The sequence below is a fragment of the Wolbachia endosymbiont (group B) of Camptogramma bilineatum genome, from assembly GCF_947251825.1.
In the GTDB taxonomy this organism is placed as follows: Bacteria; Pseudomonadota; Alphaproteobacteria; order Rickettsiales; family Anaplasmataceae; genus Wolbachia.
In genome coordinates, this window is record NZ_OX366391.1 from 546593 (window position 1) to 563592 (window position 17000).

Below are 17000 nucleotides of genomic sequence, written 5' to 3' on the forward strand. Positions count from 1 at the left end.
CAGATGGCTGATCTATATTAGTGCTACATTCTTTTTGAAAAAAAAGATTCAAGAAAATCGATCGTTATCTTATGGTTGCTTTCTGATTTTTTAATTCTCTCTTCATTATTTGAGCCTTTTTCTTCTATCTTCAATTTTCTGGTTGTATTTAAGCTTTGATAATCTACAGGAGCTTCTTTTTCCTTCATAAATCCAGCATTTATCAAATGTTCTTTGCAGAGTATCAATTCATAACTACCCTTATTATCTTTACGTGCAGTTCTACCTTTAATCTGTGTTTCTTCTTTTATATCAAGTGAAAAGAATGTCTGTATAACATGCACCCCGCCGCTATTTTCTACAGCAACACTAGACTTAAAATCAACACCACGACCCATACCTCTTGTTGCTAGCGTTATTGTTTTTGCAATACCTGCTTCATCAATATACTTCTCTTTGGCATGCTCTTCAGTATTTTCTGTTAATGTATGCAATCGATCAAATTTACCGGAGAATTTTTCTTTGAATTTGTTTATTTCTATATCTGTATTAAAAAATATTAACACTGATTGTCCTGAACCAACCTTAGAGTTTGCATGATTAAAAATTTTACTGAGCCATTCTTCTTCTGAATTCTGAGATGTAAAATTTTCACTTGAATTAAATTTTAAATGAGAATCACCAAAAAAAGATGGCATGATGGAATTTTCTCTGATGTTATAAGATTCTCTTACCACTTTTTTCTCATGATCATTAAGCGTAGCTAAGGTACCACTCACTCCTAAGATAAGAGGATATTTCTCAGGCAATTTTGCATAAGATACTACGCCACAATCTATATTCAAATACCCATAATTTTTACAATCAAAGTCTTTTTTCTTCAATCTAAAATAATTAAATATGTTATAGTAACCACAGTAAGTGTGAGTAGAATAAATCCCATCGGATTTTCTATAACTTATGATTCCTTTATCGTTAATTTTATAGTTGTTAATGTACCAATCTTGATCACTTCCTTTTGTAACACGTATTGCAGCATCAATCATTTCCTCTAGATGTTCTTGATAGAGAGACCGATTAGTATATTCTTTTTTAATAACCACATTATCTTTTTCTTTCAAAAGATAGTATTTTCCAGGTTTAAATAAAAATTTATTAAATTCTTTAAAATCTTAATTTCTTTCTCCTATCTTTTTCTTAATGAATTCTTCTACCGCTTTCAAAATAGTACTTTTTTCATAATTTTTGCTGGCCATTCCCCATATTTCTTCTTGAATACTAGCTAGTCCTGGAATACCTATAGTGTTACATGCACCATAAGTATTCCCATAGAATTATCAGAAAAGAAAACATCCACTTCATCTATTAAAAGAGTAGTATTACTAATATCCTCTTGCTTTATCTGTTCAGATTGCTCCGCACTGTGATTTAAAATAAGACCTTCAACTAATTCTCTTAAATCTTGTTTCTTGCCATTTACCTCAGGCTTTATCACTTCATTTGCCATCTTCTCAAATGTACCATAAGTTATCTTGTCACCAATACCAAACTCCTTAAAAAAGCCGTTAAAATCTTGTTGATCTCGAGCTGCTAAGTATTCACTATAACAAACAGTTCTGACCTTATGACCTGTCAATACTAATAGTGAAGAGAGTAAACCTAGTACAAGCGATTTCCCTTGCCCTGTTAAGACTTGCGCAAGATGCTTATCAACACCTTTAGAGTCTTTATCAACACTTAACAATCGCAAAATGCATAATATTTGAATACAATGTGGCTTTAAGCTTTTTCCTGTACTTGCAATATCCTTTGATTCTTGTATAGACCACACAGCAGCTAATCCAGCAAGAAGATCAGGTAAAGTTTCTCTCTTGAATTTTGTGTTCCATTCATCAATTTTAATTTGTTTTGATTGCTCCCGTACCTTTTCAGTAATAAATTTAATTTTATCTTGGTAATTTTTGTCAGAAGTCTCTTGTATATAGGAGTTAAATTCTTTTAAGTATCTGTTATAGCAATCTCTTAGTGTTTCTACTGTGCTATTATTGTTTTCTTTTCTATATAGCTCTAAAGCTTTGTCTATATCAATCTCATCTTGTTTTCTTAAATACCAAAAAGATTCCCCTATGATACCAATTCGTTTTTTAAAATCCTCATAAGACATGCTATTCCCTACTACAGAAATAAACGGCTTTGTACTTTCTTCTTTGAATATATCGAAAGACACGTAGTTAGGTTGCTCCTTTAGATAAAGAAAAGATTTCTTAATTGCTGACAGTAACTCACTTGCTGCACTAAAATTATCGTCATCAGACCATTTTTTTTGCTCAAGTAAATTACTTACACTATTTAATAGATCTTGAGTGATTTCAATTAAGTAGTGATTAGGGATATTATCCTTATATTTTTTGATGAAATTTTCAGGATCTAAAACCTTATATGAATTTTTATCTTTATTGGCTACTTCTACTTCAGTTAAGTCATTATTAGTTCCTTTAATAAACCAACTGAATTCTATACTATTTAAATCCTCTAAAAATTCATTAAACGATCTAAAGTACTTAATGAACCCTTGTGATTTTGCTTTTTTATCAAGTGCAGTACTTGCAATATCAAGTAGTGTGTTACGTATTGCTTCCATGTTTTGCTTGAACTCCCCATAAGGAAACTTATCAGGAATTTTTTCTAAAATAAATTTTCTATTCTTCCAATACTCGTTATATACATCTACCAAGTCTCTAAAATCACTAGATTGTTCATCTAAAAACGCCTTCTTAATAGATTTTATTTGTTTTGTTAAAATATCTCGATCAATTTCTGAAACTTCTTTTGAGAGATAAGGACTTGTTTGTGCTATAAACCTTATAACATTATGTGTTGCTATTCGAAATGACTCATCATGATCACTTTCTGTGTTTTTAATAAAATCAGTATAGCCTTGTATGAGAGGTTCAAATAACTTTAATTCTTCTTTGGAAAGTGGATTGGCAATAGCATTGTTAAGAATATAAATCCATACTAAGCGCTCTTCAGGTATAGCTGACAACTCGTCACTGCTAACAAACAAGCTCTTGATAAATTGCCATAATGTTTTATCATTCTCAAATTTCCTTTCGTTAGAATAATAACCTGGCTCAAAATGTTTCATTAGTGTAAAGATAAAGCGATATTGCTGCTCAAGAGAGTGGTTTAAAGAGGAAGTTGATGGCCAATTTATAGTTTTTATCAAGCACCATTTTCCTTGTTCATTTTTTTTAAGCAAATCATTAACAGGAATGTCTATTTTACTACTAATCTCTAAAATTAACTCCTGAAAGCTCTTACAAAGATAAAAATAAATAGGATGAGTTAAAGGCGCAAAATCCTTCAACGAATTGTACTTCATTATTTCATTTACCTTTCTAAAAAAAGAATCCTGCAAATTATCTAAAAATTCTGAGAAAAGTTGCTCATCCATTGCATTAGCAAGGTCAGAAAATAAATTTATGTCTTTGTTACTTACATGAAGTGCTTGTTGTTCAAGCAGTGCATCTATATTAGAAATCATTAAATAGGCTAGTGAGGAACTGTAGGAAGAACATTTATCACGTAAAGACTTTCTATGACACTCTATTAACTCGTTACGAATTCTTTGTAATTCTCCTAATAAATTCTTTATGCTGGGCTGAGCAGAATCATCGAGTCTAGGAAAATTCTTGTTTCTCTCACGCAAAGCTTTTTCTATATTTAACAAGCCTTGAATAACATCTTTAAGTTCAGTTGAGATGTAGTTATTGTTAGCTATATCAGTTAATATTGAAGTATCTAAATCTTTTAGTTTCTTATATTTTTCTAGTGTGATGGAAAGCTGTAAAAGATCCTCTGCATACTCAAGATTATCTGCAGTCTTATCACTTCTACCATGCAAAAGTTGTTTAAACTGCCCATAAGCAGTATTTCTTTTATCTAACAATTCATCTTTTAAAATCTCGGTTATTACAAGCTTTTCAGAAAGTTTTCTCTTAACATCTATGAAAGATTTAGTAAAATCTAACCTTTCTTGATTGTGAACTCTTATCCTCGCAACAAAATTATCTTGGTTAGAAGTAAATAAGCTTCCTGAACCATGTATTTTGATATCTATACTACCGTAAGAAAGTTTACCTGAGCATACTAATTTACCATCTTCTAACTTTTCCTTTATGTATTGTTTTTTATCTTGGTTAAATATTTTTCTTATTCCTTCTTTGCTTTGATCAAGATTGCTTTGATGAATATTATCAACTTCTTTATGCTGACTACCTTTCCAGGTATGCTGCTTAAAATGTGATACAGTAGGAATAGACTCCAGGTCAGAATCACTTTCACAAGATATAGAAGATCTCTCAACCTTATCACTAGCATCACAGTACTCCTCATCAGAGGAATGAGTTGAAGAAGGTAGCAAATTCTGACTTACCTGCTGACTATTAGAATTTCCTACGTGCATAATACTCCCTATAAAGAATTATCAACATTCTTAATTTAAGATATTTTATTCTTTGAAAAGAGGCAAGAAAAAATTTTATATGTCGATAAATAAGGTTCTTAAAACACGGTGTTTTTTTTTAAAAATTTGTTGATTGAGTTATGGTGGTTGAAATAGCAAACCAATTAAGTTGCCTCGTCCAGCGCTCTCTTTTAGTTAATTACTGTTTTTTCCTTATAAAAATTTAGCTTACCTTTTACATCTAAATAGCTAACAAAATTCGGCCTTTTATAGATGAGTAACCCTCTGGGAATTATCTTCTTGAATTCTATGATATTATTTTTTGTAACATTGTTATACATATCATAAGGATAACGCTATACTATTTATCTTCGTCTGTGGAGATTAAACGACAAAAGCATAACGCAGTTGTCGTCTTATTTTTAATTTTTTGCACTATGTGCATCTTATTTCTTTACAAAACTTCCAGTTTTTTAACCATATAAGCTGAAACGGGCTGTTTAAGACAGGCCAATTTTCAGGAGTCACAACTAGCTAATAGGGGGGTTCTTTTGTCTTTTTTCTACTTGGTAAATTTCTTGATGTTTGTAGCTAAAGTAATTTAAGAGAGGTGTCATCCCAGTGTCGGAGCACTGGGATGACAAGAAAAGGAGTACTGGAATGACACATTCCACCATGTCATTCCAGCGGATGACCAGATTTTTTTATTTGATCCCAGACTGGCTGGTTATGCAAGTTCCAATTTTAATAATATTTACATATAAGCCATACGCTTGGGTTGCAAAGTTCTAAAAAGCAGCCAAAATAAAAATAAGTAGACATTTACAAATTAAACTAAGTGTACAATCAACAAACAAGAGTATTGATTGCAACAATACTCTGTAGAATCGCAATATGGTATGACCATATGCTCTTTATTGATCTGGTTAATATAATTAGTAGAGAATTTTGTTATGCAAAAGATATCTACTACAGCATATTGCAATTGTTTGGAATTGCAGGAATGGGTGCAATGGTAAGACCACTTGGTGCATCTGTATTTGGTCACATTGGTGATAGGTATGGAAGGAGAATGGCGTTAACGATTGCTATCTTGCTAATATCGATTCCTTCTAGTCTCGTTGCGTTTATTCCAAGTTATAGTAAAATAGGAATAACCTCTACTATGTTGCTTCTTACAATCCATCTGATACAAGGGGTTGCACTTGGCGCTGAGCAAGGAGGTAGCTCTGTTTATCTCATAGAGCATTTACCTAATAAGAAAAAACTAGGAATGTTTTTTGGAATAATAAGTTTTGGTCGCTCCATTGGCATATTGCTCTCTGTGGTTGCAGTGATCATTTGTAAAAAAAACACTGATTTTAACGCTTGGGGTTGGAGGCTGCCGTTTATTTTTTCAGCCATTTTAGGATTAATAAGCGCATATAGTATATATACACTAGGAGAAACTCCAGCGTATGAAAAAAATCGAGAACAAAGAAATTTACCTAATTTACCAATAATAGAGCTTACAAAACGCTATAAAAGAGCCCTGATACTTGCCATTTTAATATCTGTACCTGTTAATGTTGCTGTTGGATTTACCATATTTCTTAGAACAATTGCAAAAGAAATAGTGTCTGTTGAAACTTATGTAACAACGTATGTCAACGAAGTTGTACTCATTATAACCAGCATATTAATGCCGATATCTTCAATAGTGCTTGGAATTTTAGCTGATAAAACAGGAAGAGAACGCACTGCAATCTTATTTATAGTGATAACAATGGTATTATGTTGTCCTATGTTGTCTATTGCATATTACTATAAAAGCTATCTTATAATCATGTTGAGTGTTATGGCTCTTTCTATAATCGAGAGGGGTATTAATCCTATAGGGATAGTTACTGCTGAACTTTTTCCTACTAATGTTAGATTTAGTGGTGTTAGCTTATCACGCAACATCTCTTTTGCCTTGCATGGAGGATTTACTCCTATGATATGCACTTGGTTTACTATAATGTTTCCTAAAATAGACTTTGCTGCTGGGCTTTATGTAATTTTTTGCTTATTAGTCAGCTTAGTAGCAATATTGAAAATAAAACCACAAGATAAAAAGTGTGATTGGTAATTTTCTCTATTTAAATTTATTTCACTTATTTAGCTAATTTTTATTACAATTATAATTTTGGCTTTTATGAAAACTGCATACGTATGTCAATTCTGCGGTCATAGCACTGGAAGGTGGGTAGGAAGGTGTATTGCATGTGACAGTTGGGATACGGTTGTCGAAGAAATAGTACTAAAAACAGAAACGAGAAGTACATCTGCACCAATTTCAATAAAAGCGTTATCAGATAGTGAAATTATTACCCCCGATCGTTTTTTAACAGGAATAGAAGAGTTAGATAGAGTTTTTGGTGGAGGTATCGTTCAAGGTGCTAGCATTTTAATTGGTGGTGAACCTGGAATTGGAAAATCTACTCTTTTGCTTAGGATTGCAGCTAATGTTGTACAACTTTCCTCTTTTGAATGTCTTTATGTATCTGGCGAGGAATCTTTAGAACAAGTGAGCCTCAGAGCAAAGCGTCTTAAGATAAATGAACCTAAAATTAAGCTTTTATCTACAGTATCTTTAACTGATGTAGTAGCAACAATAAGGAAAAATAAAAGTATTAAGTTCTTGATAATTGATTCTATACAAACTATGTATGATAGCAAAGTCACATCAGCACCAGGAACTGTAACTCAAGTCCGTACCTGCGCTCATGAATTGACTGTTCTTGCAAAGCAATATGGTGTTTCTCTCTTAATAGTTGGCCATATAACGAAAGATGGACAAATAGCGGGACCTAAAACCCTGGAGCATATGGTAGATACAGTACTATATTTTGAGGGTGAAAATAGTAATCAATATCGCATTTTACGTACTATTAAAAATAGATTTGGCCCTGCAAATGAAATTGGTGTTTTTGAGATGTCTAAAGCAGGACTCATGCCTGTTGATAATCCATCATCATTATTCTTGACCGTACATGATAGAGAAGTAGTTGGCAGCGCCGTATTTGCAGGAGTTGAAGGCTCAAGACCAATCTTAATGGAAGTGCAAGCATTAATAGCAAGGACTAATATGGCAACTCCAAGAAGAGCAGTAGTTGGTTGGGATATTAATAGATTAGCTATGATAATCGCGGTTCTAAGTGCTCGTTGTAAAATGTTTTTGCATGATAAAGAAGTATACCTAAACATTGCGGGAGGACTCAAAATACAGGAACCATCAGCTGACCTTGCTGTTGCTGCTTCCCTTATTTCAAGTTTAGTAAATTTACCGCTGCCAATTTCTTCAATAATCTGCGGTGAGGTTGCACTTTCAGGAGAAATTAGAAATGTTTCGCATGCTGATCTCAGATTAAGGGAAGCACAAAAGTTAGGATTTAAAAAAGCGATTATGCCTAAAAATGGCAATTATTCTTCTCATGATATTGAGATAATTAAGCTTGGTCATATAAAAGAGTTAAAAGAGGTCTTCAATCACAATTAAATATTATCTGCATGAACATTTTGCTTGTGAGAAGGATGTCATCCCAGCTTCCATAATGTCATCTGAGTAGGTGACACTGGCTTCTTTTTTTACTGTTTTTACTGTAATTAAAAATTCATTGGATCTTGATTATATATTTCCTCTGCTATAAGCGATAATTTTTCGCTCTCATCAAAGAGACTTTTTGCGCTAGCTGCTAATTTCTCACTAATTTGTGAATGAGGTTTAAAAACTTCAGAACTGTGCCTCTGAATGCATTCGTCGACGCATCGATAGTATTGATCTGTATAGCCGTCTCTGTAGTTATAGCATTTCATTTCACATCGAGATTTTGCATATTCTGTTGGTGCTTGTTGTTTCATAATATACTCCTTAATTAAAAGCCAATACTTATATTAGAATATAAGTATGAATATTACATTAATATAATTACTTTTTAGGCATAAGTGACAAGCTGAAGTGGTTTTTGGTTGCCCACAAAACATATTAGATCCTTATTTCATATTCTTTAAAATATTTTTTTCTTATACTTTCTTTATAAAAACCATGGGCGCCCATTGATTTTTATTGGCTAAAGTAAAGGTCAAGTATCTGGAATTCTGGACATAAAATCCTCCTGTATAAAAAAGAGTTAGAAAAAAAATGCAGTGCACATACGACAGATATACACTGAAGAATACATTTTTTAATAAGTTTGATTAAAAAGTCTGCAGACTAAAGATAGATTTTGAGCTCTTTAAATATCTCTATTTGTAATTATAATGAGATTGAAAATATGCGGAAGTAATTTTTATACGTTAACGGCTCACCCAACCCACTTGCAATCTGGATCCCAGACTGGGATGACAAGAAAAGGCTACTCAAATAGGAAGTACTGGAATTATACCATCTAAAAACGGCTTCTCATGATAATTAAGCTTGGTCATATGAGAAAATTAAAGAGATCTTCAATCATATTTAAACAGCGCTTCAGCAAACTCTTTGCCAGTAAATTCCCTCAGGTCTTCTATACTTTCACCAATTCCTATAGCGTGTAATTTCACCTTATAAGCTTCTGCAAGCCCAATCACTACTCCACCTTTGGCAGTACCATCTAGCTTTGTTACAATTAACCCGGTAACACCAACCATTTTACTAAACGCCTCTAATTGGCTATAAGCATTTTGGCCAGTAGTTGCATCAAGAACTAAAATAACATCATGAGGAGCAGTATCATCCAATTTCTTTATCGTTCTATGTATTTTTGACAGCTCTTGCATGAGATTTACATTGTTTTGTAGCCTTCCTGCTGTATCAATTAAAACAACATCAACGCTATCTTTGATCGCTTGATTTACAGCTCTATATGCCACACTTGCAGAATCGCTACCGTGCTCTCCAGTAACAATAGAGCAATCAGAACGTTCTGCCCAAATATTTAATTGCTCACTCGCAGCAGCTCTGAATGTGTCGCACGCAACAAGCATAACGGATTTTCCTTTTTCCTTATATTTATAGGCAAGTTTACCTATAGTTGTAGTTTTTCCATTACCATTCACTCCGCATACCATTATTATGTGTGGTTTTTTATTCAAAATGAGCGGCTGCACAACAGGGTTTAATATTGCTTCTATTTCGCTCATTAACTGCTGTGTGATAACGTTGTGCTCAACTTCTGATTCAAATTTGATACTTGCGAGCTTATCAATAAGCAATCTAGAAGTTTTATGACCTATGTCCATGCTGATCAGCAGCTCTTCCAGATCATCTAAAAGCGACTGATCTAATTTTTTTTTGCCAGAAAAAATATTTTTTACTCCATTACTAAAACGGGAGGAGGTTTTTAATAGTCCTTGATAAAGATTACTGAATAAACTCAAGAAATACTCCTTCTAAAATTACCATATAAAGAATGACATGCACTATATGTATTTGTAAAGTAAATACACTAGTAACCTATATATTTTGTGAGTAAAATGTACCGCTTGCTAGTGTATTTTACTTTAGTTTTTAACCTAAATATGTTATAATGTAAGTAATGGTTTACGGGTAGTTCTATGAGTTATAATGAGAAAATTTTAGATCATTACGAAAATCCAAGGAATGTTGGCTCTTTGGACAAAAATGATCCAAATGTTGGTACTGGTTTAGTTGGTGCACCATCATGCGGAGATGTAATGAAACTGCAAATAAAGGTCAACGATAAAGGTGTTATTGAAGACGCAAAATTTAAAACTTTTGGTTGTGGTTCTGCCATTGCTTCAAGCTCTTTGTTAACAGAAATGATCAAAGGGAAAACTATTGAGAATGTAACAAAGATAAAGAACACTCAAATAGTGGAAGAATTGTCTTTGCCGCCAGTAAAGATACACTGTTCAGTACTTGCTGAGGATGCTATAAAAGCTGCTATTCATGATTATCAAAATAAACAAAAACATTGAGGAACATGAGTGAATTTCAAGGAGTAAATTCTGTTAAAAAACCTATCACTCTAACTGCAAATGCAGTAGAGAGGGTAAGGTTTTTATTGGACAAAAAGAAGCATGCTAACCTTGAAGAAGCAATAGGAATAAGAGTTCTAATTAAGCAAAAAGGATGCTCTGGTTTAAAATATGATATTGAATATGCATATGATGTTCGTCCTTTGGAGTCGGTAATTGAAGAAAGCTGCAGTGATGATCAAAAAGTCAAGGTGCTGATCGATCCAAAATCTATCATGTTTATCCTTGGCTCTGAAATGGATTATGTAGAGGAAAAATTCTCATCAGGTTTTATTTTCAAAAATCCTAATGAGAAAGGAAAATGTGGTTGTGGAGAGAGTTTTCATGTCTAGCAACCATTTCACATTATTTGGAATTGAACCGGCTTTTAACATCAGCTTTGATGAGCTGGAGAAAAAATATATTGAGCTAAGCAAAACTGATATAAATGAAAGAGAGTCCAAAAATATGGAAAGTATCAACAAAGCTTATCAGGTACTGAAGTCACCGCTAAAGCGTGCCGAACATTTGTTGGATCTTTTTGACGTACAAAGCAAAAAAGAGCATCTTGATCCTGAAATATTAAATGAATCAATGGAAATAAGAGAATACTTTCTAGACTGCGATGATTTACAATTTGCAAGTAGGATGATTGATGAAAAGGTAAAAGATTGTACTAAAAACCTAATTAATGCTTTTGCTACAAAAAATTTTGATGAAGCTGCTACGCAAGTTTTTAGATTGAGATATTTATATAAGTCATTTGAGGAGATGAAGGAAAATGCGGCCAGTTCAAATTTCTGAACCAAGTTCAAATGAGGTAGTTTTTGGTATAGATCTTGGAACTACTAACTCTTTAATTGCCATGGTAAATAAAGCTGGCAATGTAGAAATATTTAAAGATGAGCAAGGTCGTGAACTATTACCTTCTGTCATTTCATATGAAAAGGATGTACTAAAAGTAGGCTACGATGTTGGCGAAAACGCTATCTGCTCTATAAAACGCTTAATGGGTAAAAGTGTTAAAGACTTGCATAAAGAAGGTATCAATTGTGAAATAGATAACGAAAGTGAAAAAGTTATTAGGGTAAAATGCTCAGAAGAAAAGTATCTCACTCCTATTGAGATCTCTGCTGAGATACTCAAAACTCTATGCAAGAGGGTAAAAAAATTCACAGGGATGAAAGTTAACAAAGCAGTGATTACTGTACCAGCTTATTTTGATGATTCAGCACGTAACGCAACCAAATATGCAGCAAAATTAGCTGGCATAGATGTTCTTCGCCTCATTAATGAACCAACCGCTGCAGCACTTTCTTACTCCATTGAAAAGAACAATAACAGTGGCATATATGCAGTTTATGACCTCGGTGGTGGAACATTTGACATTTCAATATTAAAATTACATCAAGGAGTGTTTCAAGTTCTTGCAGTTGGTGGTGATACTAAACTTGGTGGTGATGATTTTGATCATCTGCTTAGTTTAATCGTGCTTGAAAAGTATAGAGAACAGGTAGGTTTAAATAAAAAATGCTCTAGTGTCATCCCAGTCTGGGATCCAGAAAGTTTGATTGCAAGTGAACACACCAGAAAGTTATATAATAAGAACTGGATTCCAGTGTCAAGCACTGGAATGACACCATCTGATACAACTACCTACAAATTACAACATTCATACACTAAAACTGGTATCTGCAATATACGTGCTATAAAAGAGTACCTAAGTGAAGATACCTCTGGCACTTTTGAATTCAGCATCAATGGTGAATTATTTAAGTGCAAAATTACCAAAGAAGAATTCGAGCAAGCAATCAGTCCTTTGGTTAATAAGACTATAAATATAGTTACTCGTACTATAAGCAACATAGATCTTAAAATCGATGATATAAAAGGGGTAATTTTAGTTGGTGGCGCAACTAGAGTGCCATTAGTGCAAAATTCACTAATCAAACTCTTTGGCAATAAAGTGCTGAATGATGTGGATCCGGACAAAGCAGTTGCCAATGGGGCAGCTTTGCAGGCTCATTATTTAACTTCAAACTCAAAAGATAGGAATATTCTCCTTGATGTGCTGCCTTTATCACTTGGCATAGAAACTATGGGGGGAATAGTTGAAAAAATTATACCAAGAAATACACCACTACCAGTTTCAGAAATAAAAGAGTTTACAACTTACGCTAACGGGCAAACAGCAATGAAAATTCACGTTTGTCAAGGAGAACGTGAAATGATAAAAGATAATAAATCTCTAGCACTATTTGAACTCAAAGGTATACCACAATTGCCTGCAGGTTCTGCAAAAGTTAAAATAGGATTTACAGTTAGCATTGATGGAATATTGACTGTCACTGCAAGAGAAAAAACTACTGGAGTCGAACAGACAGTTGAAATAAATTCAAGCTCTGGCTTAAGTGAAGAAGATATTCAAGATATGGTCAATCAGTCAGTAAGTAACTTTGATGAAGACATGAAGGCTCGTTCCCTTGCAGAGGCTAAAATTAACGGTAACAAGCTCATACATCTAGTTGAAAATGTTTCCACTGAGCAAAAGTTAAAAATTTTACTACAGAACGTAAAAGACGCTTTACAGGAAAATGACTTAGACAACATTAATAATGCTATCTCTGAGTTAGAAACTCTGCTTTAGAATTATGCGAATCAGCAGACAGATAGAGTTCATACAACTTTGTGAAGTACCCTGTCAAATCTCAGAGCAATAGGTAACCTAAAATCAAACGGCAACCAATCAACTTTGCCTAATTTAAACGATAAACCAACCATGCTTACGCGTCCAACTATATTTTTAGTTGGTATTAACCCAATTTCAGAAAACCTGCTATCAAAAGAATTATTTCTATTGTCTCCCATAACAAAAAATTGATCATCAGGCACATAATAAACTGGAGTATTGTATGATAACTTATTAGAAAGATTATCTATTAGAATTTCATGCTCCTTGCCGCTCGGGAGTGTTTCGATGTATCTTGCTATATTACGCTTTGACTCATAATCAAAAAAATTTTCAATTTGTCTTCGCTTTACTTTCTGATCATTTAAATATAACTCCCCCTCTATCATTTGCACTTTATCGCCCGGTATTCCTATTACCCGCTTAACAAATCTAATGCTGTCATTTCTTGTAGGCTTGAAAACTATTATATCACCACGCTCCGGAGGGGTATAAAAGATTCTACCGCTAAAGATGTTTGGAGAAAATGGAAAAGAGTGTTTACTATAACCATATGAATATTTACTAGTAAAAATATAATCTCCCTCAAGTAGAGTGCTTTTCATTGAACCAGAAGGAATATGAAATGGCTCAAATAAAAGACTGCGTATTGATAGAGCAATTAGTAGCAAAAAAAACAGTGAAGATAAAAACTTTCTCGTTCTTGCTATCCGGTTCTCTCTCAATTCTTTCAATTTTATTTTCTTTATAAATTTAAGCTTATCATAACACATAAAAGTGGTAATGTGAAATTTTACTCATGGGTGTTATTGCTCTTTTTCGAAAGTCGAAATAAGCTCTCAAGTAATTGACAGTGATTGATAACCAATAGACATCATTTGCTATGCAATATTGTATAAATCACAATGCTAGTTTTACTGAAAATTATACTATTTTAGATATAATTATAATATTTAAACTTAAGGTATAGGGATGAACCCTACAATTAGAAAGGTTTTTTGTATTCTACTTATAGCATTATTTATTTCTTTTTCTCATGTTGGAAGTGCTGCTAACTCTAATGACGATACAACTGCTCAAGTAATATGTAATATTATTGGCTACGTTTGGGGAATAGGTGGACCGCTTATGACCGTAGTGATAATAGGAGCAGCTTTACTTGCAATATTTGGTAGAATGCCGTGGCCTGCTCTTTTCGCCCTCGGTGTATTTTGCGCTGTGTTTTTTGGCGCTAAAACTATTGTCATAAAAGTAATGGGTGGTATAAACTCTACAAATGCCTCTTTTATGGAAGAATGTGGAACGGGAGATAAAAAAAAGAGTCAATAGGACTATTTTTTTCTAAAGCAGACTTGGTGCACAGCTTCAACTATATCTTCCACTTGTGGTAATGCTTTCTTTTCTAGGTTTGCAGCATAAGGTAAGGGGACATCCTTGCCGGTTACCCGTACAACCGGAGCGTCAAGGTAGTCAAATCCTTGTTCCATAACCATGGCTGAGAGTTCTGCTCCTATTCCTGCAAATGGCCAACCCTCTTCTATGCTTACTAATCTATTGGTCTTCTTAATAGAGTTAATAACTGTTTCAGTGTCAAGTGGTCTTAAGGTTCTGAGGTCGATAACTTCAGCTTCTATTCCTTCACTAGAGAGTAAATCTGCTGCATTTAACGCATCCATTAGTTTCAATGAAAAAGCAGTGATAGTTACATCCTTTCCTTCCCGTATAACAGCAGCTTTGCCTATCTCAAGTAGATAATCTTTATTTGATAGCTCAGAGTCAGGAACTTCATGCTCATGTCCATAAGTGATCTCGTTTTCTAGAAATATTACCGGATTAGGGTCACGAATTGCAGCTTTAAGCAGACCTCTGCAATCGGAGGCAAAGTAAGGTGCTATTACTTTCAACCCTGGAACATGCGAATACCAAGATGCAAAGCACTGAGAATGTTGTGCAGCAACTCTTGCTGCAGCTCCATTTGGTCCACGAAATACTATAGGGCATCCAAGTTGTCCACCCGACATATAATTTGTTTTTGTTGCGGAATTCACAATTTGGTCGATAGCCTGCATAGAAAAATTAAAAGTCATAAACTCCACTATTGGCCTAAGTCCAGCAAATGCTGCTCCAACAGCAAGACCAGCAAATCCATGTTCGGTAATAGGTGTATCAACTACCCTATTTTCTCCGAACTCTTTCAGTAATCCTTTTGTTACTTTATAAGCACCATCATACTCTGCAACCTCTTCACCCATGATAAATACATCAGGGTCATTTTGCATTTCTTCTCTGATTGCCGTGCATAACGCTTCTCTTACACTTAAGCTTGCCATTTGTAAATCTGTAAATTTCAACTGAAATAACTATATCAAAATTACCAGGAAGCGCACAAGTTAAGTTTTACAAGCATCATGTTGCATTGAGCATTGAATACTTACTTCTTTAATTCAGTAGGTTGCGGTGATAGTGCGTATGTAACTCCACCGACTATCAATGAAGACATCACAGAAATTGCAATCATTGATAGAATTGGTAATTGGAAAGCTACACTAAAGATAACACCTACTGTCAACATGGTTACAAGGTTTACAGAAGCAACTTTTAAGAAACACAGTTGTCCTTTTTCTGTTTTTTCTAGTAATACTTTATTTGCTTTGGTTTTGCTTAATTCACTATTAAGTGTTGTATTTTTACTTTTTAGATCTTGTATTTGTTGTTTTAGTGATTGATTCTCTTCACTGAGTTTATCAAGTACTTCTAACCTATTCTCATGTCCACCCATGCAATTCTTTACCCGTTTTAATTCCTCATCTGCCTCTTGTAATTTCTGGATTTGGCTATCTCGCAACTGAATTTGAGATGGCAAACTTTCTAAAGTTTGATTATCAACTGCCTCGTCGTGATTTATTTCGGAGCAGGAAGAGGTATTAAATGTAGTTTCAAGTTCTAGACCGCTGTCATCACTACTAACACTTTCGTCAATAGGAGTCTGTTTACCACTACATGTAGCACTTTTTCTTTGCGGTGACTCAAATTTTTCTACCATATTCTTAACACTAACACGTAAGTCTTGCTCACTTACTAAACTGTCACTACTTTCGCACGTAACAGGAGCCTGTGCACCACTACGTATGGTATCATATTGTTTCACAGAATTTATAACATCTGCTGGTGCAGCAGTTTTTTTCTCATGCTTTGTACAAAAATTTTGTTCTGCTTCCTTTAACATTTTTACTATAGCTTCTTTATTTTCTATATTACCAACCACCTCCCTTGGAGTCTTATTTTTGCTTTTTAATGAAGGATTAACTCGATCATCACTTAGTAGTTGTTTTACCATGCTTTCATGTCCACAAGAAGCAGCAATATGCAAAGCAGTTAGCCCATCATTTTTAGAACCATCTTTTACTCGAGCGCTAACACTTGCTTTCTTTTTCATTAGAAATTCCGCTATCAAAAGATTGTTGCATGCTGCAGCAAGATGTAACAACGTCCAATCTTCTGCAGCTTCTTCTGAAAATTTTATACTAAATTGATGTTCTTTACTAAAATTTTTACTAAACTTGTTGTACTCTCCTGCATCTTTTCCTTTTAACTCATTCTTTATTCTTTCAAGTAAATTATCTTCATCCAAACCTCCACTTTTACTTACCTCATTTATTATTTTAAAAAACTTCTCCTTCTCTATTGCCACAACCTTTCCCTCTCAATTTATTTTTATCACTGCATAATCTCACAAAAAAGTTAAATTTATCAAAATTCTATATTTTATATAAAATAAAATTTCCTGTTTCCAAAAATTGGTAAGCATGTTTTTGATGAGATTGTAGAAAACATACTTTTATGACACCATTTGTTGTACGAACTAACTTGGCGAAAACAGATGTT

At 33.8% G+C, this 17000-nt stretch carries 14 protein-coding genes; 7 read left to right on the forward strand and 7 right to left on the reverse strand.

The window, feature by feature from the left end; translation table 11 throughout:
• Positions 1 to 23: 23 nt before the first annotated feature.
• Together OPR44_RS02760 and OPR44_RS02765 are read right to left on the reverse strand one after the other, a co-directional pair.
• Positions 24 to 1100 (reverse strand): helicase-related protein, encoded by a 1077-nt coding sequence (locus OPR44_RS02760; RefSeq protein ID WP_265015266.1) that lies wholly within the window; start codon positions 1098 to 1100, stop codon positions 24 to 26.
• Between the two features lie 176 nt (positions 1101 to 1276).
• Positions 1277 to 4447: a hypothetical protein gene (locus OPR44_RS02765; RefSeq protein ID WP_265015267.1), complete on the reverse strand. Its 3171-nt coding sequence runs from the start codon at positions 4445 to 4447 to the stop codon at positions 1277 to 1279.
• Positions 4448 to 5285: 838 nt separating this feature from the next.
• Here OPR44_RS02765 and OPR44_RS02770 point away from each other — a divergent pair.
• Both OPR44_RS02770 and radA read left to right on the forward strand, forming a co-directional pair.
• Positions 5286 to 6557, forward strand: coding sequence for an MFS transporter (locus tag OPR44_RS02770; RefSeq protein ID WP_265015268.1), 1272 nt, complete (start codon positions 5286 to 5288; stop codon positions 6555 to 6557).
• Between the two features lie 66 nt (positions 6558 to 6623).
• Positions 6624 to 7967, forward strand: coding sequence for a DNA repair protein RadA (radA, locus tag OPR44_RS02775; protein ID WP_264377960.1), 1344 nt, complete (start codon positions 6624 to 6626; stop codon positions 7965 to 7967).
• Between the two features lie 107 nt (positions 7968 to 8074).
• On the opposite strand, the gene OPR44_RS02780 is transcribed toward radA, so the two are convergent.
• Together OPR44_RS02780 and ftsY are read right to left on the reverse strand one after the other, a co-directional pair.
• On the reverse strand, positions 8075 to 8329 hold the full coding sequence (locus tag OPR44_RS02780) for a hypothetical protein (protein ID WP_264375347.1): 255 nt from the start codon (positions 8327 to 8329) through the stop codon (positions 8075 to 8077).
• A 585-nt stretch (positions 8330 to 8914) separates the two neighbouring features.
• Positions 8915 to 9826, reverse strand: a complete 912-nt coding sequence (gene ftsY, locus OPR44_RS02785; protein WP_265015269.1) for a signal recognition particle-docking protein FtsY — start codon at positions 9824 to 9826, stop codon at positions 8915 to 8917.
• A gap of 177 nt (positions 9827 to 10003) precedes the next feature.
• On the opposite strand from ftsY, the gene iscU reads away from it, so the two are divergent.
• From iscU to OPR44_RS02805, 4 genes are read left to right on the forward strand one after another with little or no spacing between them, the layout of a single operon-like run.
• Positions 10004 to 10387: a Fe-S cluster assembly scaffold IscU gene (gene iscU, locus OPR44_RS02790; protein WP_007302620.1), complete on the forward strand. Its 384-nt coding sequence runs from the start codon at positions 10004 to 10006 to the stop codon at positions 10385 to 10387.
• 5 nt (positions 10388 to 10392) lie between these two features.
• Complete coding sequence (locus tag OPR44_RS02795) at positions 10393 to 10779, forward strand: HesB/IscA family protein (RefSeq protein WP_006012614.1); 387 nt, start codon at positions 10393 to 10395, stop codon at positions 10777 to 10779.
• The gene (locus OPR44_RS02800; protein WP_264375344.1) at positions 10772 to 11230 is read left to right on the forward strand and encodes an iron-sulfur cluster co-chaperone HscB C-terminal domain-containing protein; all 459 of its coding nucleotides are present in this window, start codon (positions 10772 to 10774) and stop codon (positions 11228 to 11230) included. Before OPR44_RS02795 ends, OPR44_RS02800 begins: the two co-directional genes overlap by 8 nt.
• On the forward strand, positions 11208 to 13073 hold the full coding sequence (locus OPR44_RS02805; RefSeq protein ID WP_406829273.1) for an Hsp70 family protein: 1866 nt from the start codon (positions 11208 to 11210) through the stop codon (positions 13071 to 13073). The genes OPR44_RS02800 and OPR44_RS02805 overlap by 23 nt, the downstream gene beginning before the upstream one ends.
• Before the next feature lie 29 nt (positions 13074 to 13102).
• Here the strand turns inward: OPR44_RS02805 and lepB are convergent, their stop codons facing one another.
• Positions 13103 to 13888, reverse strand: coding sequence for a signal peptidase I (gene lepB, locus OPR44_RS02810; protein ID WP_265015270.1), 786 nt, complete (start codon positions 13886 to 13888; stop codon positions 13103 to 13105).
• Positions 13889 to 14087: 199 nt separating this feature from the next.
• Between lepB and OPR44_RS02815 the strand changes: the two genes are divergently transcribed.
• Positions 14088 to 14444: a TrbC/VirB2 family protein gene (locus OPR44_RS02815; protein WP_264377957.1), complete on the forward strand. Its 357-nt coding sequence runs from the start codon at positions 14088 to 14090 to the stop codon at positions 14442 to 14444.
• Positions 14445 to 14446: 2 nt separating this feature from the next.
• Here OPR44_RS02815 and OPR44_RS02820 read toward each other — a convergent pair whose 3' ends face one another.
• Positions 14447 to 15445, reverse strand: a complete 999-nt coding sequence (locus OPR44_RS02820) for a pyruvate dehydrogenase complex E1 component subunit beta (protein WP_265015271.1) — start codon at positions 15443 to 15445, stop codon at positions 14447 to 14449.
• Between the two features lie 101 nt (positions 15446 to 15546).
• Positions 15547 to 16806, reverse strand: coding sequence for an ankyrin repeat domain-containing protein (locus OPR44_RS02825; protein ID WP_265015272.1), 1260 nt, complete (start codon positions 16804 to 16806; stop codon positions 15547 to 15549).
• Between the last annotated feature and the right edge of the window lie 194 nt (positions 16807 to 17000).